Below are 25,328 nucleotides of genomic sequence, written 5' to 3' on the forward strand. Positions count from 1 at the left end.
TAAGCGATTTTGGTGCCATGGCAGCAGTGAAACGAAGCCGTGCTCTGTTTGAGTGCCGTCGCGATGAGGTATCATAGGCGCGCTCCAGGTATCGCCGCCATCTTTTGAGAATGAAATGTTTACATCATAGGCATAGGTGTCCTTGCCACTTTTGGCCGGCCAGTGGGCGGCTAATACGCCATCATCCAAAACAGCAATAGAAGGGAAATCAGCCCAATTGACAAACCAGTTGTCACCTTCAGCTATTGTTTTAGGTTTAGTCCATTGGTTTCCCTCCAGGATACTAAATCGTAATGCGTGGCCGTTTTCAATCTTTTCACTCCAACTCATGTAAATTCGGCCATCATTGGCAGTGAACAAATTGGGTGTCTGGCTGCCAGGTAAAGCGGGGGATTCGATTGTTTGAATTTGATCGGCTGAAAAGGTTGCGGATTTTTCACAACCGAAAAATAATCCGATAATGATTATTAGCAGCCAGTACATCAATTTAGAATTCTTCATTTGGTTCTCCTAAGTTTAATTGAATTTCAAAAATAGTTTAATGTGGGTTTATAGTCAAGTTTAAAGTGCACTACGACTGGGAAAAATCTCGATGAAACCATTTACATAGACATTAAAAAAATCGAAAAGAATGTAAGAAAAGACCCTATGATATTAATATTTAATAAGGTTAATATAATATTGAGTTTAAGGTTAAGAAAAAATTGATTGAGGTTGAGATAAAAAAAATGAAAAGGTTGTGATAGTATTCTTACTTGTATCTAAAGAATAAAATTAGTCTAAAAACCTTATGAGCTAAATCTTAATCTTAACCTCAGCCTGAATCTCAATAGTTAAAGCACCCCGCTTCCAACTGGATTATCTATACATAACCGTTCAAGAAACTCTTCGAACCGCAAGCCCCACTTTTGTTGCAGATAAGGGACACGGGCTTTTATTTTTTCAATATCACCATATCGAGGGTGTTCATTAAAAGCAAATACCATAGTGTTTTGACTACCTGGGGCCGTAAGACAAACCGTTCGCTGTTCAAATACTTGACGGATATTCCATAAACAGTCCATAAACGTGTTTTCATCATAGATTAATAGATTAAACACCACCACCCCTTTAAGGGCCAGATGCCTCTTGAAATGCATAAGATAAATCCTATTCGATATCCAGGCTGGCGCTCGATTATCCTCAGATATATCAACTAAAATCATTTCATATTCACAGTTTGTAGTCTTTAAATAATCTCTGGCATCTGAATTAATGACCTCCCAGCCTTTACCCTCATCAGGGAAATCAAAAAATTTACGTGCAATATCTACAACGGTCGCTGACCATTCGATTACGTCTCCTTTAATATTGACATCTCGATTATGAAAATATCGAGCAATAGAACCGCCGCCCATTCCTATTAATAAAACACTCAGTGGTGTCTCAACAAACATTAACGAAGCAAGCATTGCCCGGCTAAATGGCGCTGGAAGCTGACCGGGTTCATCTAAGTCAATAATAGACTGCACCTCCTTACCAAAAGTCATCCAGCGGTGTCTTCCTATTTCCCACACTTCTATATTTTCATTTTTGGAATAGTGCGTATAAATTTTTTTAGCTTTAGTAATCTTAGTAAACATTGAACCTATTTCTATGCCATTTAATTCTCAACAAAATATTAAAAACTCAATATCAGCTCCACAACCGCCACTTAATATCGTTAGGTAAACCGATAGCCATTTGCGTCTAAGGTTAATCTGCTCGATAATACGAAAGAGTGCCAACAATCGTCGTCATCTGATTTGTAACACGCACGTCTTTAAAAGTTGATGCGCGTAACAGTTCAGGCAATAAACCCGCAACGTTATCCGCTGTTGTTTCAAAACCATCCAACATCTGTACCAGGTAGAATGCAGCCCGCATCAGGAAATTCTTAGGTTTGCCCCAATCCACCAGATGCAGTTCACCGGTAGGTTTGAGCACTCGCTTGATTTCAGCCATAGTACGGAGTTTGTTCTCTCGCGTCAAGTGATGAAAAAATAGGCTCGAAACGACTGTGTCAAATTTATTATCTGTATAAGGTAAGTTGAACGACATACCTTGATTTAACTGAATGGCAATATTTGCTTTCACAGCTTTGGCACTGGCGATTTTAAGAACGTTGGGGTCACCATCCAGTCCAAAGACATTAGCTTCAGGACAAGCGTTTTTAATTTTCAGGGTGAGTGTAGCTGTACCACAGCCGAGATCGAGAACTTTATGGCCGGGTAAAATGTTAGTTTGCTCAAGTAGCTTACGCTTGAATTTCTCCCCCCGGATTGTCCAACGAATGAGCGGATCATATATCGAAGTGAGCCAATTGAATCTTAAGGCAGAGATATAATTTGAATTTCTGGAGGGGGACTTCATAAAAATATAGGATGTTATTATAATTGATTTGAAATTAATTTTTCTTATCTACCAACAAACTGATCTCGCTTGAAAAGTTATCTGCAAACCGACAACCCTTTGGCCTGCAGTTGATTGTGCGTAATATCTGTGATTATCGTAAATGCTGCGAAAAAACATAGAAAGTTTAATAAAATAAATTGTACCATCTTTTTTCGATCAGCGTTCTACCAGTTATCTCGCTTATTTGCTCTTTTTTTGAAATTACAAAATCCTTTCTCAGAAATGATTAATGATTAATTATTAACCTGATCAATTCATAAACTATGTCACTGGTTTATAATACTGTCATTCCCGAATGCTCTTATCGGGAATCTTGTTACACAGGCCTATAGACCCCCGATAAAAGCACTCGGGGATGACAGTTTGGTTGTTCTCGGACACCCTGCCAATTATACCAGTGGTCTTCATCGCACAGAAACCAGCCACCGCCGTTTTACCGAAAAAAACTACTATTCATTGAGATTAACTATTATCATCCCAATTGAGTATAGTTCTAAACTCGTATAGACAAGAAATGGCTTAATTGTTCTCTCTTAAAACGTTTTACTATTTATGCTTATGTTCTTCTTCCTCCTCGAGTTCATGCTCAGCTCTAACGTATTTAAACCGTAGGTTATTTCTTTTGTCGCCTATTTTTAGACTCACCACAGCATCAAAAGAGTCTACACCTTTTAAATTCACCTCGGCCTGGAAATAGGAAACCTTCTCTTTGTCTCCCTCATGTATTTTTCCTTTTTCATGCTCTCCTTCTCCAGCGTGTTGCTTTCCTTCGCCTTCTTTATGCATCCCTTCCTTTTTATGCTCTTCTTCCCCAGCGTGATGTTCTCCCTTGCCTTCTTTATGCATCTCCTCCTCATGCTCGGCTTCCTCGCCATGATGCGACTTCAGTTCCTCAGTGCTAGCAGCTAGCTTCAAAGTCTGCTTCGACTTATCCGGTAGGGTTAAATAGACCACACCTTCTACCTTATCGACTGATACCGGTTTGAGATTTGCGTCCAGAAGGTAAACGACGATGTTGCCTTTGTTATTTTCTCCCTCTACGACCAGGAACTCAACATGATGATCTCCCATAGAGCGTACCTGGCCGCCATGAGGAGACTCATGGGCATGCTGTGCCCAGGCCTTGCCTGAGAACAATGCCAGACTCACAAAAATTAAAGAGCCCACAGCTAAAGTTGTTGTTGTTTTCATTTTTAATTCTCCTTCTTTTTAAGGTTACAAATAAACAGTTTCAAAAACCACTTCCATCATGGTGCGTTTGTGAAATGCCGATACTGATGGCATTTCAGTGTGCATCCGTGGTATCACCTCCTTTCACTACTTTATATAAGGCATGTCGCCCACATTAGATTAGCGCACTAGCGCTAAACAACTGCCAACCTTTTTTGTTCACTTTTTCTTTCCACCAGATAGTAAAAGACCGGCAAGGCCAGTAAGGTCAGGATTGTTGATGTGACCATGCCACCCACGATGACAATGGCAAGCGGTTTTTGCAGCTCAGCCCCGGAACCAGTGCTCAAAGCCAGTGGTAAGAGTCCCAAACCGGTGGTCAGTGCCGTCATCAAAACCGGGCTGATCCGGTCGCCGGCTCCTTCCAGAATGGCCTCCAACAGCCCTTTGCCTTCTTGAAAACGAAGATCGTTAATATGGGTCACCAATATAATTCCGTTTCGGACAGCGATGCCAAGCAGCAAAATAAACCCCACCAAAGAGGAAACACTCAAGACGCCGCCGGAAATAAAGATGCTGAAGACGCCGCCCACCAAGGCCAGGGGCAGATTCAACACGACCAGACCGGCCAATTTCCAGGTGCCTATGCTCATCTGCAGTAAAATGAATATAGCAGCGATTACGAAAACAGTTTCAATAAGCAGGAGTCGGGTCGCGCGCTGTTGACTCTCAAACTGCCCGCCGTAAGTGATGAAGTAGCCCTCCGGAAAAGATATCTGCTGGGCTACTCGATCTTGAACCTCTTCCACAAAACTACCCAGGTCTCTGTCCTGCACGTTGCACTGCACCACGATGCGGCGGGAGACGTTTTCCCTGTTGATGGTATTGGGTCCCATGCCGATTGTGATGTCCGCCACCCGCTTCAGGGGAACTTTTGGGCCGGTTGGCGTGGAAATCCTCAGGTTCTCAAGCCGATCTATCTTGTTGCGATTCTCATCGTCTATCATCACTACCAAATCATACTGCCTTTGTCCAAGAACCACCTGGCTCACCACTTCACCATTGAAAGCCGTTTCTATAAAATGGGAAATATCTTGCACCGCCAGCCCGTACCGAGCGGCTTCCTTTCGGTTTATTTCAATTTTTAATTGGGGAATATCAATAAGTACTTGCGGTTCTACCTGCAGATCGGCCACACCTCGGACTTCTCTGACCACGCTGGCCACCTCCTGGGCTTTCTGCCGTAGAATGTTCAGGTCAGGGCCAAAGATTTTTATGGCGACCTGTGCCGTGACCCCTGACAGTAGGTGGTCGATGCGGTGCTGGATGGGCTGCCCGATACTGATTGCCACACCTGGAAACTGCCCCAGTATCTCTCGCATGTCTGCTAGCAGCTCCTCCCGGTTCTTCTCCCGCTCCTCCACCGGCAGAACGTTTACCAACATTTCGCCGTAGGAAACTCCTTCCGCGTGCTCATCCTGCTCAGCCCGACCTATGCGGTTGCTTGTAGAAGTTACTTCTGGGATCGTATGAAGCGCTTCCTCCATTAGATAACCAATCCGCTGAGACTCTTCCAGGGAGGTACCCGGAGGTGATATCGAATTAACGACAAAAGTGCCTTCATCCAAAATAGGGAGAAACTCTCTACCCATAAATGGAATCAGAAGAAGTGCAATCATGATTAGGGAAACTGATCCCAGAAGGACAAACTTGTTCCACTTCATCATAAAATTCAAAATGGGTCTGTAGGCAGCCTTAACCCAACGGACTACAGGGCTTTCTTTGGTTTTGAGTTGCTTACCCCGGGTTAACATCAGGTCACACAATACCGGGACTACCGTCAATGCTACCAACAGAGAAGCTGCCATGGCTACCACTACTGCCAGACCCAAGGGGGAAAATAACCGACCTTCTATTCCGGTCAAGGTGAAAAGAGGAATAAAAACCAGGACAATAATCAAGGTAGCAAAAACAATGGAGGCCCGAATCTCATTGGACGCCCTCAGCACGACTTCGGTAGGGGTTTCCTTGGTTGGCTTGGCAAAATACTCCCGCAGTCGCCGGAAGATGTTCTCCACATCGATGATGCCGTCGTCCACGACCATGCCGATAGCAATAGCCAGTCCGGCCAGGGTCATGGTGTTCAATGTAAGTCCTTGCCAGTAAAGTACAATCACCGCTAAAATGAGAGACAGCGGAATGGCGGTTAAGGAAACGATTGAAGTCCGGATATTGAATAAGAAGATCACCAAAATTAGAGTAACCAGTACAGCGCCCTCCATGAGGGCATCCTTGACCGTATTCACGGCTCGCTCTATCAAATCTGCTTGCACATATTCAGATTTTATCTTGACACCCTCGGGAAGCGAGAGCTCCAATTCCTCGAAGACATCTTTTATTTTCTTCGTTAGCTTAAAAGTATTAGTATTCGGCTGCTTGATCACCTTACCAAGTACCGTCTCAACGCCATTCAAAGATCCTGAACCCCGGCGGGCGATGGGACCGTGAATCCTCACATCAGCTACATCCTTGATGAGAATGGGAACACCGTTGTCCCGGGTATCGATGACAATATTTTCAATATCGGTCACGGTTCGAACCCGTCCCAGTCCTCGAATTAGAAATTCCTCCCGACGGTTCAAGAAAAAGCCGCCGGGTGTGTTCAGGTTATCCTTCTCCAGGGCTTCACGCACATCCGACAGACTTAAATCATAGGCCAAGAGGCGTCCCGGGTGCACCAGCACCTGGTACTGCTTGACGAACCCTCCCTGATTAATTACATTTGCGATGCCACCGGCGGCTTTCAGGCGAAATTGCACGATCCAATCCGCAATATCTCGCAGCTCCAGGGAGGAGAGTTTGCCGCTTTCATCCACCATGGCATATTCAACTATTTCACCGAGACGGGAGATAATAGGAGCCATAAAGGGCGCCTCCACTCCGTCGGGCAGTGTAGGAACTACCATCTGCAGTCTCTCGGTAACCATCTGGCGGGCGCGATAGATGTCGGTGCCCCACTCGAATTCCACAAATATTACAGATATCCCAACACCGGAAGAGGAACGCACCCGATTTACTAAAGGAACACCGTTGAATGCGCTCTCCAGAGGAAAAGTGACCAGAGTCTCTACCTCCTCCGGGGCAAAACCCGGTGCCTCGGTCAGGATGGTCACCCTAGGGTCGTTGATATCCGGGTAGACATCAATGGGCAACTCTTGAAACACCTGGTATCCCAGGATCAACACGGTAAATGCACTGGCGAGGATCAGCATTTTGTTTTTTAATGAAAAGGATATGATTTTAGACCACATTTTTATGTGTCTCCTTTCGTTCAATCGAATTTAACAAACATATCTTAGTGGGCGTGGGGCTTACTCTCATCTTGTACCCCGCCCGCTTGAGGCCTTGTAACCACAGCTAAAAGCTGGTGGTTACCCTGGGTTACGACCGCATCTCCGGGAAACAGTCCATCTATAATCTCCACGTACAAATCATCACGAAATCCAGTCACCACATCCACTTTCTGGTAAATTTCACCGTTCTCTACAAAAACAAACTTATCAGGGCCGACCTCAATCACCGCATCCACCGGCACCGCAATAGCTTCGGGATTGGATCCCACCACGATGGTCACTTCGCCAAACATCTCGGGCTTGAGCTTGCCATGCTTATTGTCCACATGCACCCATATCTGAGCTGCCCGTATATCCGGATCGAGGACTGAACTAATAAAAATGATTTTACCTTCAAATATCTCATCCGGATAAGCATTTAGATGGATGCGCACCCGCTGCCCCATATTTAATAAAGGCACATAGTCCTCAAACACCTCACCTTCCACGATAACCATTGCAAGATCCATGATCTCAAAAAGCGGAGTAGAAGGATCTACGGAAGCTCCCATGGAAACCTTGCGCTGCACGATTGTGCCGGATATCGGGGCTGAAATGGATACCAGGGGAATGGGATTGCCGTAGCGGCGACTCTGTACTTCGGCTAACACCTGGCCCTTGGTTACTCGATCTCCCATATTGGCCAGTAAGTTTTCGACCCGGCCCTCGATGCGTGTGTTCACAAAGGCCACACGATTGGGATGTGGCCGTACGGTGCCAGGTACGCGAACAACTTGCTCTATATTTCGCAAATCGGCCACAACAATCTCAAGACCGATATTAATTTTTGCCTGTTCCGTTAAGCTTATGGTACCGGGATCTACTGCGTCATGGGCTTCCAGATTCGCCGAATTATCCCCGTTACTTTGAGCCGGGTTACTGCCAGCGCCGACTTTCATACCCATATAAAATGCAGCAGCCAGCAAAACAGGCACCAAAATAAGGGCCCAAACAGGCATACGAGCTTTCTCCGGATTTTCAAAAGTTTCTGTCATCGTATTGACCTCCATTAAAAATTATGCTAAAATGTACTTTCAATCTATTCTCGAATATCAACCAGATTCCCACCAAGGACTTTATCCAGGTTGACGACCGCCAGGTTGAAACTATACAGGGCTTCCAGATAGGCTGTCTGAATATCAACCAAATTCCTCTGGGCTGTGATGACCTCGATAATTTCCGCCTCTCCCCGCTGGTAGGCTTCTTGAACCAAATCCATATTTTGTTCAGCCGTTTCCAGCATACCTTCTTCCAGAAGCTGCACCTCTTTAGAGGCCAGGAGCACTTCGGAATAAGCTGAGGCAACCTCCTTTTCAATCAGAAATTTCAGAAAAGAATATCTTGCTTCGGCTGTTCTTTCGCTAGCTAAAGACATTGCAATATCGCCCTGGTTCCTGTTGAATAGCTTGATAGGGAGGGAAATCATCGCGCCAAAATTGTTTTTGTCAAACTCCTTATTATATAAAACTGAAAATCTCAGGTTGGGAATTTTCAGAGAACGCGCCAAATTGATCTCGCTCTGCGCCGCCTCCTGCTCGAATTGCAGGGACTTCAGATCACGCCGATTTATTACAGCATAGGCTTTCAATCTTGCTACATCCACCTCAACAGGCTGGTAGGCCAATTCTTCTGAAGACGTGAACTCAGTCTCCCAGGGGCGCCCCATTAAGTTGTTTAATCTATACTTTGCGATCTTGAGTTGGTTTATCACCCTGGCCTTCTCACGGAGAGTTCTTTGTAGCTCAAGTTTGGCGAAGTTTACCTCAAATTGCGGAGCGTACCCGGCATTAAATTTGTCACTTGTTCGGTTTACCAGATCTTCGGTAAGTGAAATCACCCGATGTGCCAGATCCAATTTCTCTTGTTGCAGGAGAACCTGGTAGAAAGTCTCGCGGACATCTCCCACTAACATCCATTGTGCCCGACCTATCTCCGCCTCGACCTTCTCAATTGTGGATTGTGCTACCTGTTTACGGTGTCCTCGTTGACCACCAATCTCAAATTCTTGCGACACACTCAAGGAATACTCCGAAGTTTTTCCGACACGTTCCGATGGATTCGCATTAAAATAGGTGATCTCAAGTTCTGGATTGCTAGGAAATATCTTGGCCCCGGTTAACTGTCCTAAAGCAATCCCCAGACCTTCTCGTAAGGTTTTCAACTCCAGGTTATTTTTAACAGCTAGAGCGATAACCTGCTTAACTGAAAGCTGACTTACATTACCAACTGTACCTAATCTTTCCTGTGCCTGTGCAGGAATGTAAAGTGGTAACAATAGAGTCAAAAATAATTTCCAAAGGATCGTGCTTTTTATTTTCATTTTCTTCCTCAAATTTTTAATCTCATCTCCTTTTGTTGACGAGTCCGAAATGTTCCGCCCGTAAATTGTTCTTGTAAAAAGTTTTTTTATCGAAAATTTTTATAGATGTAGCATTTAACCTTGGTCGCCAGATATAAACTAACTTACAAAATTCTAACAAATACAAAGCATGCACTTGTATAAACTACTGAACCGGCAACAGAAAAATGCGAATGAGAGATATCTAAACTAGGGGAGGTGCATGTATTAGGTAGGAGAGGGCGTACTTGTCCCTTGTACGTAATCGAATTATTTTAAAAAGACCATTGAAATGGAAATTTGGGGTTGATTCTATTGTTTCTAACCCACCTTTCGAAACCACACTTGATGAAAGAAAATGCTCAGTTTGTATGAGAGTGGGCAAATAAGAACTTCTGACAAACAAAGTTAAGATCGTATTACAGCAAATATCTGCTTCCTGCCGTTGGTCATCATGATTATGCGGTGGTGTTCCATTTTCATGCTCATTATGTTCAGTGCTATGATGATCTTGAGGGGTTAACTCCATTGCTAAAGCAATGCCTTGCTCAAGCAGACAAGCTTGGGAACTTAGCAATAATATAAAAACTAAAAAAAAGAAAATTAATTTTGAGCGGGTTTTTTGCATAATCTATAGTTATTTGCTAACCACTATTTTGTAGGCTGAAGTTAATCATTCTGTTAGAAAAAATCAAGCTAACCTTCACTTCATAAATTCCAAATTTCGAGATATTGTCGTATAGTTTTACTTTTGGCCTGAAAGAATTTCTCTATAATGCCAATACGGACGATAGCCAGTCTTTTAACCGCAGTGGCAAAGTCACGGCAAACCATAACAGAAACTCAATCGATATCGTTGTTTGAGTAGTTTCGTTTCATGTTACCTTCTATAAGTCGTGTATCCAATTTCGCTTTAAAAGAGATCGTGGTTCAGAGTAAAGATTGGACACTCATTTTACCCAAGAATAGTGTGCCAATCCCATGCACTCTTATCCCAACACGGCCTGGCGGTAGGGCATTTGCATGGCCATGGGTGACCCGTTCTTTATTGTTGATATAGCCGCGAAAATGTCGTCCGTCACCAACTACCCGAAGAGAAATCCAGCCATTTGCTTCTGTTTTCCCTTTATCAAAAACCTTAGTCTTTCCAGCACTGACCCTGCCAAGTTGGACAATTCCATTTTGTAAAGAGAAAAAATCATAATTAGAGTCGTCCTGAACATGATGCAGCAGCATTATCGATCCGGAAAAATCGTCTACGTTTAACAACATATCCACCTGAACGCTTTCGAGTGAATCTCCGGCGACAAATAAAAGAGGTTGTCCGGTTGGCCTGAGTGAAAGAAAATCCCCTCGAATTGAATCGGAAATAACTTCTGCACTTAAATTTTCAAAAGCGCCGGTTAACCAGTGGAATTGCTCTGCAAGAACTTTTTTAGCGCCCGGGCCGGGATGCCAACTCCATGAGCCGTTTTCGGAGAAGTCCAATTTTTGTGCCTCAACTTCTTCGCTTGCTATTTCATCTTTAGCCGCCTCATTGGATTGCAAGGCTTGCACCCCTACGCCATACTTAAAAACCAATTCCGCGCCATGCTCGCCAGTTTCAAATAACAAATATAGGCCTGAAGCGCCACTAAGCAATAAAATCCATGAAACTATTTTTTTTGTATGCAATTTCTTAAGGATTAGAAATGTCCTGGCGATCGCATAAATCCCGAAATACAACATCGTCCACAATGCCAAATCCGAATGTTCATTTAAGGTCGGGTTTGCTAACGCTGGCAGCGTAACGATGTCACTTGCCTGTTTGCCGCTAAAGTAAGTGAAAACAGCGCTGATCGCGCCAACCACAAATAGAAAATCGGCAATTTCTCTCAGCCGGACTTGCTTTTTAAATAAAACGCCAAGCAGATCAAAAAGAACAGCAGTGAACAACAGGGCTAACGGAAAATGAACCAACATGGGATGAATATTTGGCGCCCAATCCGGTAATGTTGGCATAAATACTCCAGAGTTAATTGACAAAATTTATGATTTATTTAACAACAGGGTTAACAGAGAATATAGAGTGTTTTGACTTTCTTTAGTTTCCTGGCGACCTCTGCACTCTCAGCTTTGCAATCAATATTAGTCAGGGTTTCTTCTTTGGAATTCTTGATGTGTGCATATGTTGAATTTTCCAATTTTCATTCATTTTAATTAATATTGCTGTCGCCAGGTTTTCACCATCGAAATTTCGAGTTTCCATTTTCACCGCAATTGATGTTTCGAAAATAGCATAAGCTGCGTTTCCGTACACTTTGACTTTAATATCACTGAAACTGTATTTTATTTCCAGAAATTGTTTGAGTTCCGGGCCGATATGATTATCGCGGTAATCTTGCCAACCCCAATTGATATGGCTCCCTTCAAATATTGTAAAGGCATCTGTAGTAACTACATATTTCTCTATTTCGCTCATATTCTTACTTTGGACGGCTGCGGCATAATTGACCAGAGTCTGTTTAACTGCCTCTGCTTCATCGGAGAAAGATTGGTTAGAAATAACCGGAGCCGATGAAAACGCCAAAATGATGAGTACAAATAACCAATTTTTTAGTCTCATTTTTTTCCTTTCAAATAAAATATGATTTGTTAAATTTGAGCGCATGTATAAAAAAAAATATAAAGAAGTTTAAAAAATTTCAAACAGCCCAAGAATAAAAACATACCTCATAAAACGTAAAGTAAAACTAACCCCAATAAATAAGCCTAAATTGATTTTTATGACGCCAGCCAAAATTGTAATTGGGTCGCCAATCACCGGCAGCCAAGATAATAACAATGCCCATTTTCCCCAGCGTTTGGTAATGGAATAGGCTTTGGCAACGGCCTTTTTTTGTAAGTGACGCTGTAGAAATTTCTCTTCGCCTTTGTAACCCAGCCAATAATTAAAAAGAACTGCCGAACAATTGCCGATAGTTGCAAACAGCAACACTGGCACTGGCTGCATATCCAAAGCAAGTGCGCTTGCAACTGCAGTCTCGGAACTTACGGGAATTATTGTAGCGGCCATAAAGCTGAATAATAATAATCCAATGTAACCAAAGTTGAAGATGTATTCGGTCATGGCTGTATGTTAATGCTTTGTTTGAATTAATAAGCGCAGAGACCGCCGAGATCACAGCGCAGCCTTGGGCCGCAACCAAATTATTTAGCCACGGATTTACACTGATTGACACGGATAAAATCCGTTTAGAATAAAAAAATAAAAATCATTACATTCAATTTGAAATTGGTGGAAATGTTTTAGGTTCAAATAGTGAAATTTAAAGCTCCATTTATTAAATCCGTGTTTTATCCGCGCGAATCCGTGGCTAAATTATTGTTTTTATTTAAAAGCCGTATTTGTTTGTTGATCTGTGTGTATTATCTTGGCCAACCAAAACTTTGCTAAAAAAACACGATGTTGCCGGCTTAAAGTACAGAGAAAACAAACAAGGTAACGTGTTCTCCTTAGTTGACTAAATCGAAAATTCCGCGTGCTTTGTGCACTCTGCGTTATGAGCTTTTTAATTATAATACCAATTTTCTAAGTCTCAGTGCATTGACGATTACGGAAATAGAGCTAAAACTCATGGCTGCTGCAGCAATCATCGGGCTAAGTAATATTCCGAAGAACGGATAGAGAATACCGGCTGCAAGGGGCACACCCAAAGAGTTATAAATAAATGCCCAAAAGAGATTTTGACGAATGTTGCGCATCGTTCCGCGACTGAGTCGCCGAGCCCTTGCGATTCCTCTCAGATCGCCCTTCACGAGAGTTAATCCAGCGCTTTCGATAGCTACATCTGTGCCAGACCCCATGGCAATGCCCACATGTGCCTGGGCTAGTGCTGGCGCATCATTAATACCATCACCAGCCATTGCAACAATTCGTCCTTCGGATTGCAGTTGTTTAACCGTTTCATTTTTCATTTGCGGAAGCACTTCAGCTTCGACTTCATCAATTCCCAGAGTTTTTGCCACAAATTCTGCAGTCGTACGATTGTCGCCTGTCAACATGACGATTTTAATTCCCTCTTTGCGTAATAACTGAATTGCCTCCGGTGTGGATGGTTTTATCGGATCCGAAACACCCAACAAGCCGGCCGGTTTGTTATCGATTGCCACGAACATGACGGTTTCACCTTTTCGACGCATTTCCTCAGCCCTGTCGGTCAAATCGCCAAGTTGGATTTCCATTTCTTCAAAAAGTCTGCGATTACCCACAGCGACACTTCGGCCATCGATAGTACCGATAACGCCTTTGCCGGTGATGGAATCGAAATTTTCAACCGGTTTCAATTCTTGACCTCGTTTCCGTGCGCCGGTTACAATTGCTTCGGCTAATGGATGTTCGCTCGCTAGTTCCAGGCAAGCTGCCAATCGTAAGACCTCATCATCTCCATAGTCTTGCAAGCTTTCAATGCTGGTAAGCTTTGGCTTTCCTTCAGTAAGCGTGCCGGTTTTATCCACTACCAGAGTGTCCACCTTTTCCATAGTCTCCAAAACTTCCGCATTTTTGATGAGGACGCCTGCCATTGCACCTCGCCCAGTGCCAACCATGATGGACATTGGCGTTGCCAGGCCCAATGCGCAAGGGCAGGCAATTATTAATACAGCAACTGCGTTTACCAGGGCGTAAGCCATACGCGGTTCCGGGCCCAATAATGACCATATAATTGCAGTTAGGACACTAATAATTACTACTGCCGGCACGAAGTATGAAGCAACCTTATCTGCTAAGCCCTGAATGGGGGCGCGGCTTCGTTGCGCTTCACTGACCATATGCACGATTTGTGCCAATAGGGTATCATTACCGATTCGTTGTGCTTCCATCACGAAGCTCCCTGTCCCGTTGACCGTCCCACCAATCACATTCTGTCCGGATTCCTTTTGCACTGGAATGGATTCACCGGTTACCATGGATTCATCAACGGAACTGGTTCCATCGACTACAATCCCATCAACCGGAATTTTCTCACCGGGCCGAACGCGCAGTTTGTCGCCGCGTTGAACATGCTCCAGGGGAATGTCCTCTTCAACACCGTTATCCCGAACAATTCTCGCAGTATTGGGCGCCAGCCCCAGCAAGGCTTTTATTGCACTGTTGGTACGGCTTCTGGCCTTCAATTCCAAAACCTGGCCGAGAAGAACCAGTGTTGTGATTACAGCAGCCGCTTCAAAATAGACCGCTACTTCCCCTTCAGCGCCGCGGAAAGCGGCAGGGAAGATAGCCGGGAATAGCGTTGCTACCACGCTATAGATGTAGGCTACTCCAGTACCAATTGCGATTAGGGTAAACATATTAAGACTAAAATTAACAACAGAAGCCCAACCGCGTTGAAAAAAAGGCCAGCCTCCCCAGAGGACCACCGGCGATGCTAATATGAATTGAATCCAAATTAGAAGGTTTGCAGAGAATGCGTTTTGCACCGGCTTGCCAGGTATCACTTCGGACATAGCCAGAAAAAGCACGGGGATCGAAAGCCCAAAGCTTGCCCAGAATCGTCGGCTCATATCCTTTAGCTCCGGATTTTCCTCTTCATCCAAAACCACGGTTTTGAGTTCTAAAGCCATCCCGCAAATCGGACAGATGCCGGGCTTGGATTGTACCACCTCCGGGTGCATGGGGCACGTATATCCTATTCTAGTTTGCTGTGTTACGGGTATTGCGGGTTCGAGGGACATGCCACATTTTGGACAAGATCCGGGTTCATTCTGTTCCACCTCAGGATCCATAGGGCAGGTATAAGTGACGCCTTTCATTGCTTTTTGAGTGTCTTGATGATGTTCATGCTCCACCTGTTCATGTTGCTCAACTTTGGTTGTGGTGAATGCTTCCGGATCCGATTTGAATTTTTCCAGGCAGTTTTGAGAGCAAAAATAGATGGATTCACCTTGGTAAGGAATGAAACCTGCGGCGGATGCGGGAGAAACTTCCATGCCGCAAACCGGATCTAATGTTTTAACTTTTAAGAATTGCATTTGTTAACTTAAAATTATGGCTTTTTGTCCTAATCCTGTGTGATGCTCTTATAGATTCGCAATTATAGATTTCAATAAATCTCGAACCTCTTCTACGATCTCACCTAATTTAGAATTTTCCACCGCCTGCATAGAAGCCATTGGATCGATAGCAGTAACATCGACTTTGCCATCTTCAAACTCCTGTACGATTACGTTACAGGGAAGCATGGTGCCGATTTTATTTTCTATCTGAAGCGCTTCGTAGGCAAACTGTGGGTTGCAGGCGCCTAATATGCGGTATTTGTAGAAGTCCACATCCAGCTTCTTTTTTAAGGTCTCCGTAACGTCAATCTCTGTGAGAATCCCGAAACCCTTTTCTTGTAAGGCAGCTGTAACATTTTCTATTGCTTCATCGAAGCTCTGATTCACTGTTTTTGAAAAATAGTAACTCATTTTTTGTTCTCCTTATTTTCGTTTTGGCTTAATTTGTATCTTTTGTAAAATATAACCAAAGGCAACATTGAATCATCAATGAAACTAAAAAACTTGATACTTATCTGTAGAGGAATGACGGATAACAAACGTGATCAAAAGTATTTTGTATCAAAAAACAACTCTCTCTATTGTACTCTTTAACTTGACTTCAAAACAGCAGAATCTGCCTGATCGATTTGATCTTCAATATTTTTGTTTAATCCGCGACTTCGCCACAAAAAATAAATAGTAGGAATTACTAATAAACATAATATTGTCGTAGAAAATAGCCCTCCAACCATAGGGGCGGCGATTCGTTTCATCACCTGGGAACCGGCGCCATGGCCCCACATGATTGGTAGCAACCCAAGAATGGTTGTTGAAACAGTCATAACAATTGGCCGAATTCGCATAGCAGTTGCCTTCAGTATGACTTCTTTAAGATCTTGAAGGGAATGCAATTTGCCTTTCCGGTCATTGTAAGCATGATCCAGGTAGGTTAGCATGATAATGCCAATTTCCGCCGAGAGGCCGGCAAGCGCTATAAATCCAACTCCAACAGCAACGCTCAGGTTATAGTCGAGCAGATATATAAACCAAATACCACCGACGAGAGAAAACGGCAGCGACAACATGACAATAAAGCTTTCTTGTATATTTTTAAAGTTGAGATAAAGCAGCAAAAAAATAATCAACAGGGTTACAGGGAGTACGATACGTAAGCGCTGTTGAGCTCGCACCATGTATTCATATTGTCCGCTCCAAACCAGGCTGTAGCCTTCAGGGAAATCTACCTCTTCTTCCACGACAATTTTAGCATTTTTCACATAAGTTCCCACATCAATATCGCGAATATCAATATACAGCCAGGCGGTACGTCGGGCGTTCTCACTTTTGATTACCGACGGACCTTTCTTGAATTCAATGTCTGCAACGTAATTGATTGGGATCTGGGCGCCTGTGGGTGTGGCAATAAGCACCCGGCGCAGATCATCCAGATTATCTCTCAACTCCCGGCTGTAGCGCACATTTACCGGGTAACGCTCCAGACCTTCAACCGTCCACGTCACATTCATGCCGCCAATGGCCGACATTATCACATCCTGAATTGCACCTACTGTTAGGCCATATCTTGCAGCTTCCTCCCGATTAATGGTAAAATCCAGGTAATTTCCGCCCACAGTCTTGTCGGCAAAAACGCTGAGCGTTCCGGGGACATTTTTTACTACGGTAGCCACCCTTTGCGCCAGATCTGACAATACTTTAAGATCCGAACCCATAAGCTTAATACCCACCGGCGTCTTGATCCCCGTTGCCAGCATATCGATTCGTGTCTTGATCGGCATGGTCCATGCGTTTGTTAATCCAGGAAACTGGATGGATTGGTCCAGTTCTTCGATCAGTTTTTCAATCGTCATTCCCTCTCGCCACTCATTCTCCGGCTTCAGCGTAATAGTTGTTTCGATCATCGAGAGCGGCGCTGGATCTGTGGCGGTCTCGGCGCGTCCGATTTTACCAAAGACATGGTGCACTTCCGGAAAGCTTTTGATGATTTTATCTGTCTGCTGCAAAAGCTCTTTTGCCTTGGTAATGCTGATACCTGGATCTGTAGTGGGCATGTAGAGCAAGTCTCCTTCATTTAGCGGCGGCATGAATTCCGATCCGATTCGCTGGAATGGTAAAATCGAAACAACCATGACTACAATTGCGACAATAATCGTCGACCACTTGAAGCGTAACACGAAATTGATCAAAGGTCGGTAGATTCGTATGAGAAACCGATTGATGGGGTTGACGTCCTCTGGTTTGATCCGGCCTTTGATCCAAAAACCCATTAATACCGGTACAACGGTGATAGCTAACAAGGCAGACGCCGCCATAGCGTAGGTTTTTGTGAATGCAAGGGGGCTAAATAACCTTCCCTCCTGGGCCTGTAAAGTAAAGACTGGCAGAAAGGAAAGTGTTATGATCAACAAAGAATAAAACAGCGCCGGCCCAACTTCCTTAGCGGCATCGATGATAATAAGCCAATGATCTTTCTTGCCGCCGTCTCTTTCGATATGTTTATGCGCATTCTCGATCATCACGATTGCCGCATCAACCATAACACCGATGGCTATGGCAATTCCGCCAAGAGACATGATGTTTGCAGTAATACCCTGGTAGGACATTATAATAAAAGCGATCAAAATTCCCATTGGCAGTGTAAATATGGCTACAAAAGCGCTGCGGAAATGTAACAGAAAGATGATACATACCAGGGCGACGATAATAATTTCCTCGATCAGTTTGCGAGTAAGGTTATCGATTGCTTTATTGATCAACACAGATCGATCATATGCTGCTTTGATGGTAACTCCGGGCGGCAGACCTTTCTTTAATTCTTCCATTTTTTCTTTTACAAGATCAATGGTTGCCAATGCATTTCCGCCAAACCGCATTACGATGATGCCGCCGACAACTTCCCCCTCGCCATTCCAATCTGCTAAGCCGCGCCTTAATTCCGGACCAATGGAAACATTGGCAATGTTTTTGATGAGTATCGGGGTGCCATGATTATCCACGCCCAATGGAATATTTTCCAAATCCTGTATAGACTTAATATATCCCAGTCCGCGCACCATAAATTCTGTTTCCCCGAATTCGACAAGGCGGCCGCCAACATCGTTATTACTGCTCTTGATCGCCATTCGAACTTTGCTGATAGAAATATTATATGCTGCGAGTTTGTTGGGATCGACTTCGACCTGGTATTGTTTTACATAGCCGCCGATACTTGCTACTTCAGCAACTCCCGGTACGCTCATCAATTCATAACGCAGATACCAGTCCTGGATCGAACGCAGCTGCTGCAGATCATACTGGTTGCCGCCATCCAACACGTATTCATAGATCCAACCTACGCCGGTTGCATCGGGTCCAAGTGTTGGATTTACTCCCTGTGGTAGACGGCTGGAAACGAAATTCAAATATTCTAAAACCCGGCTGCGCGCCCAGTATAGATCAGTGCCATCCTCAAATATGATATAGACAAATGAAAGGCCAAAGAAAGAATACCCCCGTACAGCCTTGGCAAAAGGCACCGCCAACATAGCGCTGGTAAGTGGATAGGTCACCTGGTCTTCCACCAACTGCGGCGCCTGTCCTGGATATTCCGTAAGAATGATTACCTGGACGTCGCTTAAATCCGGTATTGCGTCCACTGGCGTGTTGAGCAATTTATAAATACCGCCGAGAGCGATCATTATTGTGAAAATAATAACTAAAAAACGATTTTTTACTGAAGCTTCTATGATTCGTTCTATCATGTTAGATTTCTCCGTGTGTCCATTGTACTGAAAGATTCCATTTCTTCGAGAGACTGTGTGAAAATGGGAATAATTTTTATTACGATTCTAAAAGAACGCATGTCATTCCATAGGCTGCGTCCTGAGTGAAGTCGAAGGAAATCTTGTTATGGTTTGTGTAAGGTGTTGTTTTTTAACAAAGATCCAGTCACACGACGGGATGACATGTGTCGGACTTTTTAAATTATGTGATGATTCCATTAAACTTCGTGGTTAAAATAGTTTTCACACAGTAATCAGCGATAGAATAGCTGTTTCAGTGATTATGTTCTTTCGATTCCATGTTCTGCATGTTTTCCATCTCTTTCTTTTCTTTTGTTGCGCTATCTTGCGTATCCATTGGCTGTGTTTTTTTCTGTTTCTCAGCTAACAATTTTTGAATAACTTCTTGTAAGCGGCTTTCACTGTCAAGTAGAAACTGCGCTGAAATAACAACTTCTTCATTTCCAATGAGGCCGGAGATCACGCGGATTTTTCCGTTATCTCCTTCTTCTCCTAGTTTTACCTGCCGTGGTTCAAATTTTCCTTCACCCCGAACAACAAAAATCACATTTCGAGTGCCAGACCGTATGACCGCTTCGGATGGTATGATTACAGCATCTTTTATGGTAGGAGTCTGGATTTCTATATTCGCATACATACCAATCTTTAGCTCCAGAACCGGATTGGAAAAATCAAGGCGGACATGAGCAGTCCGTGATTTCTCGCGAAGATATGGGTAGATATAAGCGACTCTACCATGGAAAATCTTTCCAGGCAGGTAAGAAAGCTCCATTTTTGCTTCCGCCCCTTCCCGAATCCATGGCAATTCATAGTCATAAATACTTGCGTGAACCCAGATACTGGACAAATCTGCAATTTCATATAAATTTGTACCCGCCTTAACATGAAGGCCTTCAACAGCATTCTTTTGCACCACCATTCCACTTGCCGGCGATTCCAGCCTGATTGTTTTCTTTACTTCGCCGGTCTTTTCTAATCGATCAATTTCTGATTTAGGAACATCCCAGTAGAGAAGACGTTGTCGGCTTGATTCAAAAAGTGACTCCGAGTTTCTTGTAATCGAATCAAAAGTGCTCTTGGCTAGTTTCTTCCGGTTCTCAAGAGCCAACAAGAATTCTTGCTGGGTGATCACTAGCTCCGGTGAATAAATTTCGAGGAGAGGCTCTCCTTTACGAACCATCTCTCCTACGTAATTCACAAATAGCTTTTCGATCCAACCGGAAATTTTGGTGGTTACAATATATAGTTTTTCTTCATTGTACTGGATCTTTCCCACCGTTCGGATGGAACGGGTAAAATCTCCGCGTTCAACCATGGTGGTTCGAACACCCATGTTTTGTACAGTTACCGGGTCAATTTTTATATAACCACCAGCGCCAAGAGTTGTCTGGTCTTCATAGACTGGGATCAAGTCCATTCCCATCTTCGATTTCCCTGACTCGTCGTATATTTCAGTTGGATCCATGGGAGCTTGCCAATACAATACTTTGCGCTCACCTTTCGATTGTGTATCTTGAATTTCAGATTCCCCAGAAGTAATCCTTACCGGAACAAGATCCATCTTGCATATAGGACATTGACCGGGTTCATGCAACAGAACTTCCGGATGCATTCCGCATGTCCATAACTGGCTCTCTTCCTGATGTTCCATCGCTGCCATTTCTGTGGTTTTTTCCTCTGAACCACAACTGGATAAGCTTACAATTAACCCGAAAAGAAGTGGAATGGAAAGAAAGGTTAATGCCCTTACTGATAAGTTTGATTTATTTTTCATTCTGTACTCCATTAATTTGATTGTCATTTTCCCATTGCAAAATCACCGCCAACCGCACGTTCAAGCGCTGCCACTTGTTTGCAATAGTTGGCTTGTTCATTGGTATATGCCAATCGAAGTTGTAGAAGCATACGTTCTGCATCCAGTAAATTGAGAAAATCCAGTTTGCCGGTTTGGTACGCAGCAATGGCTGATTGCAAACTGCTCTCCGCTTGCGTAAGTAAACCCTGTTCGTACAAATCCAAAATTTCTGCCAGTGTTTTTATTTGAAAAATTAGGTCTGCAACCTCAGCTTGAACATGATTCATCAAGTTCTCATAGCTTAAATTCTGTGCCAGGATATTCTCTTCGGCCTGGTTCACACCAGCTTTTCTACCGCCTAACCATATAGGCAGGTTAATACCAACCAAGATACCGAAAGGATCTTTACCTGAATCCGAAAATGAATTGTTTACCTTAGGAATTGTAATGTAAGTGGCTTGAATATTGAAATCCGGGTAGTAATTTTTTTTCGCCAATCTTTTGGCGAACTCAGCCTTTCGGATCATCGATTGATTGGCAAGCAGTTCTTGGCGCTGTGCAAGAGCCCGCTGCAATAATTGATTTTCATTGAGTTGAATCCTGCATGAATCGATCACCACAACGAGTCCAATGGGCGCATTCACTGGTTGATCCAACAAGGCATTCATTCTTGTTACCACGCCTGTTCGCATTTTATCAAAGTTGAGTTGTTTAACGATGATGTTTGAAATTTCCACATGGGCTTTTAGTACTTGCGCCTGGATGCCTTGTCCGGTACTGTATCTTGTTGTAGCTACCTGGGCGAAATCACGGAGTAGATCAAGATATTGGTCGAGTATTTGTTTTGAACGGTCAACTTTGTAAAGATTGAAATAAGTAGTCTTTACTTTGAAAATCACATCACGGCGAACTGCACTCAGGTGATATTGGGCCGCTTCAGCATCCTGGTTGGCAATCTCACCTTTAAGACCAAGTTTGCCTGGAAACGGAATGCGCTGTGTCAGCATGAATACATTTTCTTGCGGTCCAACTCGTGTTTCCACATTCTCTATCCACCTGGTATAACTTAACATTGGATCTGGCAGGGTAGAGACCTGGCTCGGAATATTGAGAAAAGCCAAGTAGCGTTTCTCAGCTGCTTGAATGGCAGGATTGTTCTGTGCAGCCTCTTGAATCAAATAGTTTAAGGATACCGGGGCCTTGGTTTTCAAGTCACTTGCACCCGTTTTTCCCTGGGCACTAATTTGCCAGGGAATCCAAATCCCTGAAATCAAAAATAAATAGAAATAAACTCGAAGCATTTTTTCTCCTTCGATTTAACTTCATTAACTAAAATAATGAGATGAGTAACCACACAAACAATATGTGCATGGTCACGATAAATTTATGTTTTGAAAAAAATCAGATAAAAAAGGATGTAGTACACCCCGGGGAGAGTTTCAATTCAAAAAGGAGCAGAAGTAGAGGAAAAGGTGATCTTCAGTTAAAAAATTCAAGAAATGCTGATCATAACGAAAATTGAGAATATTTGGGTTATGAGAAGTTAATTGTGGATCATTGTGAAGACAAATAATTAGCTTTTGATTGAATGTCTTAATTACAGCTTTCTGAATAGGAAGTTGTTGATCCTGGGCGCTTTTTGACTCAATATTGCAACATTCTTTATGACATTCAGATTGCTGGGCACAGCAACTATGACTTTTTGCTGTTTGGAAATTTAAGAAACCTGCAAAGCAATTTAATGGAATAAAGAAGAGTAGATTAGTTGCGATTAAAAAGGCTGCAATTAATTTACAATTGAGAGATTTTTGGTTTTGTTTTGGCATTCTTAATTTAGTTTGAACAGAAAAGTTGTCTTTATTATTTCATTGTTTCAATCTATTGTGTGAAAAACGGATTTTCAAATGATTTTAAGTTTTTGAATTTACTTTGTGTTTGAAAATAAGAGATTGATGAAAAATAAAGCCCGGGGGTCTTAAAGATATCCAGGATATGCCACCAAAATATTTTTGGTTGGATAGCTTTGATGAGAGGGTTATGTTAATAAGACAGCATCAATATTTACTTATTTTGTTTTATAGGGTAGCATTCAGTATAAATTTGAGACTAACTTGTCCTCAAAATATTTAATTTGTAAACTACTTCAAAGTCCCCTGTTGAGAGGCTGTTGTAGAATACACATATCTGGCGAAATGTCATTTTTGGATACATTTTGCAACAGCCTGTTGAGAGAGGGATTTAGGAGTGTTTCGTGAAAAAATTCATATAAAATTAGGAGTTTCTTAGATCCTGAGGCTTAAAAGACGGATACCAGATCCAGATGCCGGATAATATCATTTATACTCTACTACTATCGTCCGTTGTCTATCGTCTATCGTTAAAAGTCTATATTTTGAATCCGGCATCCGGCATCCGGCATCCGACATCTGGGTGGAGCGGGTGTGAGTTCTGGTATCCGGTACCTGTCATACAGCATCCAGCATCTGATATTCCTTAACCTGCCCCTCCACCACCCCCACCGGCGCCTCCGCCCCCACCGGCTGATGCACCGCCACCGGTTCCTGTGGCTGAACTAAAGCTGCTGCTTGCCACGGTAACCATAGAAGAAACTGCAGTCCCAAATGCTGTTCCAAAGCTGTCACCCGAGTACTCACCATGATAGATGTACCATGGGAAAATGGTGCTGTGCATTTTGTCAGGTACCAGGTTAATCAGTTGTTTAATTCGCTTGGACGTTAATCCAAGAATCATGCCGTAAATCAAATAACGATCCATCATCGTGGTTATTTCGCTTCGATCTGTTTGGGTAAATTTGTACCTGCGCAGGTATCGCCCTAAAGCTTTCCATTGCGCATATTGGTCAATGTATTCCCTTGAAATCCGGTAAGTGGCTACTGTGATAATAAACAATACCAAGCCTACCACACATGGGATAATTGCGCCGGGACCCGTAATAGGTATGGACACAAACCCTACCAGAATAAGACCTAGGGATGGGATCAAACCTTTCATCATTTTTCGTCTACTGTCTAAATCGTAAAACCCCTTTTCTTTTGCCAGGTCTGCAATTTCTTTTCTCCATTTGGAAAACCATTTTGTCGTCTTACTTCTGGATTTTGCTATTTCTTTCATTGAAATTGAATGGCCATCCTTTGATAACTCCTCAAATAGATAATCGATGAGTTTATTTTCAAATGGTTGCAGGTCTCCAAATTTCTCTTCCAGATGATCCTTTTCTAATTTTATCGAGAATTCCGTTTTTTCTTTTTTACCAAAGATCGAATTGACGCTGACCTTCTCTTCCGAAATCTTAAGAAAACCTCTCCTGGCTAAATCAAAAAGAGTGGCAACCATTGCACTGCCTGTAACAGATCGATACTTGACAAAATATCCCATAAGTGCAGGAGGCAAGTCATTGGGAATATCGGAATAATATTGGCTGCGAAATTTCGAAGGGTAAGGTCGGCCATGTTGATTGAAGATTGGCAGCCAAATTAGAAAACCTGCTATTGCTAAAACTGACAATACGATTGCACCTGTTTTCCAGCGCTTATTTCTTTCTGCCAATTCCTGTTGAGCCCTGATCCTTGCTTCATTGGCTTCCCGGGCCCATCGGGTCTCTTCCGCGATGATATTGTCCAACATACTCGTCGATGCCGATAACGGTAAATTTGAAACTAATCGTGCAGGGAATAAAATCCTGCCTTCCCAGAATCTATATCTTGGCAGATCCACAATATCCAGGTGGATTGTGGTTTCATCCATTATTGTTACATTTCCCCATAACGGACCGTGCGCCCAGGCTCGCACTTCATCCAGTGCAGCGCCATATGGCAATTTTACGATTACATTGACTTCCCTGGTTCCGTGATCCCACTCACCGCCGACAAATTGGTAATTGAGTTCAGCGACATCCGGATAAATATTCAGAATGTTTGTAAGCTTGTAGGAAAGGATAAAAGTCTTGCTTTCATTTCTTGCGCTATAAAACCACTTCACATAAAATTCATCATTGCTATAACTAACCTGGTAGGTTCCCTTTTCTTTACCTGAACTACTGTGGTAAATAAAGTTTTCATCCCTTAATACAAAATTCTCAATTGAATCAAAACCTTTGACAGACTTTCGATAATCAGCCCAGCGAAATCTACCTTTGAACTTATAAGTCCTGAATTCCTGAATATCGATGCTGCCATCCAGGTTTACCGTGGCAATAATTTCAATTTTGATAATTTTGTAAGATTTGGCATATAGGGATAAAACATTCAATAAAGCTAATAGAAAAATGGTCATGCAAATAATTGAAATTCGTCTCATTGTTGTAGCTCCTTGCTTTAAATAAAACTTGCGATGTTACCCAAATAAATAGGGTTTATTCAATAGAC

Annotated in this window: 17 protein-coding genes; all 17 read right to left on the minus strand. The window is 43.1% G+C overall.

Translation table 11 applies throughout. The annotated features are described in order from the left end of the window. On the minus strand, positions 1-501 hold a 501-nt coding region (locus IIC38_00005), incomplete at its 3' end, for an exo-alpha-sialidase (GenBank protein ID MCH8124344.1). 332 nt (positions 502-833) lie between these two features. Continuing rightward, positions 834-1,622, minus strand: a complete 789-nt coding sequence (locus IIC38_00010; GenBank protein MCH8124345.1) for a fused MFS/spermidine synthase — start codon at positions 1,620-1,622, stop codon at positions 834-836. 112 nt (positions 1,623-1,734) lie between these two features. Then, positions 1,735-2,391: a class I SAM-dependent methyltransferase gene (locus IIC38_00015; protein ID MCH8124346.1), complete on the minus strand. Its 657-nt coding sequence runs from the start codon at positions 2,389-2,391 to the stop codon at positions 1,735-1,737. Between the two features lie 588 nt (positions 2,392-2,979). Next, a complete protein-coding gene (locus IIC38_00020) occupies positions 2,980-3,624 on the minus strand; it encodes a hypothetical protein (protein ID MCH8124347.1) in 645 nt (214 codons plus the stop codon). 173 nt (positions 3,625-3,797) lie between these two features. Continuing rightward, a complete protein-coding gene (locus tag IIC38_00025; protein ID MCH8124348.1) occupies positions 3,798-6,914 on the minus strand; it encodes an efflux RND transporter permease subunit in 3,117 nt (1,038 codons plus the stop codon). 44 nt (positions 6,915-6,958) lie between these two features. Continuing rightward, positions 6,959-7,990 carry an efflux RND transporter periplasmic adaptor subunit gene (locus IIC38_00030; protein ID MCH8124349.1) on the minus strand — a complete coding sequence of 344 codons (1,032 nt, stop codon included), beginning with the start codon at positions 7,988-7,990 and terminating at the stop codon, positions 6,959-6,961. A gap of 44 nt (positions 7,991-8,034) precedes the next feature. Continuing rightward, positions 8,035-9,315, minus strand: coding sequence for a TolC family protein (locus IIC38_00035; GenBank protein ID MCH8124350.1), 1,281 nt, complete (start codon positions 9,313-9,315; stop codon positions 8,035-8,037). 223 nt (positions 9,316-9,538) lie between these two features. After that, positions 9,539-9,961 (minus strand): hypothetical protein, encoded by a 423-nt coding sequence (locus IIC38_00040; GenBank protein ID MCH8124351.1) that lies wholly within the window; start codon positions 9,959-9,961, stop codon positions 9,539-9,541. 302 nt (positions 9,962-10,263) lie between these two features. Further along, positions 10,264-11,334: a DUF2231 domain-containing protein gene (locus tag IIC38_00045; protein MCH8124352.1), complete on the minus strand. Its 1,071-nt coding sequence runs from the start codon at positions 11,332-11,334 to the stop codon at positions 10,264-10,266. Positions 11,335-11,464: 130 nt separating this feature from the next. Next, positions 11,465-11,938: a nuclear transport factor 2 family protein gene (locus IIC38_00050; protein MCH8124353.1), complete on the minus strand. Its 474-nt coding sequence runs from the start codon at positions 11,936-11,938 to the stop codon at positions 11,465-11,467. Between the two features lie 69 nt (positions 11,939-12,007). After that, positions 12,008-12,442: a DedA family protein gene (locus IIC38_00055; GenBank protein ID MCH8124354.1), complete on the minus strand. Its 435-nt coding sequence runs from the start codon at positions 12,440-12,442 to the stop codon at positions 12,008-12,010. Positions 12,443-12,888: 446 nt separating this feature from the next. Next, positions 12,889-15,342, minus strand: coding sequence for a heavy metal translocating P-type ATPase (locus tag IIC38_00060; GenBank protein ID MCH8124355.1), 2,454 nt, complete (start codon positions 15,340-15,342; stop codon positions 12,889-12,891). 48 nt (positions 15,343-15,390) lie between these two features. Further along, on the minus strand, positions 15,391-15,777 hold the full coding sequence (locus IIC38_00065; protein ID MCH8124356.1) for a DUF302 domain-containing protein: 387 nt from the start codon (positions 15,775-15,777) through the stop codon (positions 15,391-15,393). A 179-nt stretch (positions 15,778-15,956) separates the two neighbouring features. Then, positions 15,957-19,106 (minus strand): efflux RND transporter permease subunit, encoded by a 3,150-nt coding sequence (locus IIC38_00070; GenBank protein ID MCH8124357.1) that lies wholly within the window; start codon positions 19,104-19,106, stop codon positions 15,957-15,959. Positions 19,107-19,401: 295 nt separating this feature from the next. Further along, a complete protein-coding gene (locus IIC38_00075; protein ID MCH8124358.1) occupies positions 19,402-20,922 on the minus strand; it encodes an efflux RND transporter periplasmic adaptor subunit in 1,521 nt (506 codons plus the stop codon). Between the two features lie 23 nt (positions 20,923-20,945). Further along, positions 20,946-22,244 carry a TolC family protein gene (locus IIC38_00080; GenBank protein MCH8124359.1) on the minus strand — a complete coding sequence of 433 codons (1,299 nt, stop codon included), beginning with the start codon at positions 22,242-22,244 and terminating at the stop codon, positions 20,946-20,948. 1,192 nt (positions 22,245-23,436) lie between these two features. Beyond that, positions 23,437-25,260, minus strand: a complete 1,824-nt coding sequence (locus tag IIC38_00085; GenBank protein MCH8124360.1) for a DUF2207 domain-containing protein — start codon at positions 25,258-25,260, stop codon at positions 23,437-23,439. Positions 25,261-25,328 lie beyond the last annotated feature (68 nt).

This window comes from candidate division KSB1 bacterium, from assembly GCA_022566355.1.
In the GTDB taxonomy this organism is placed as follows: Bacteria; Zhuqueibacterota; JdFR-76; order JdFR-76; family DREG01; genus JADFJB01.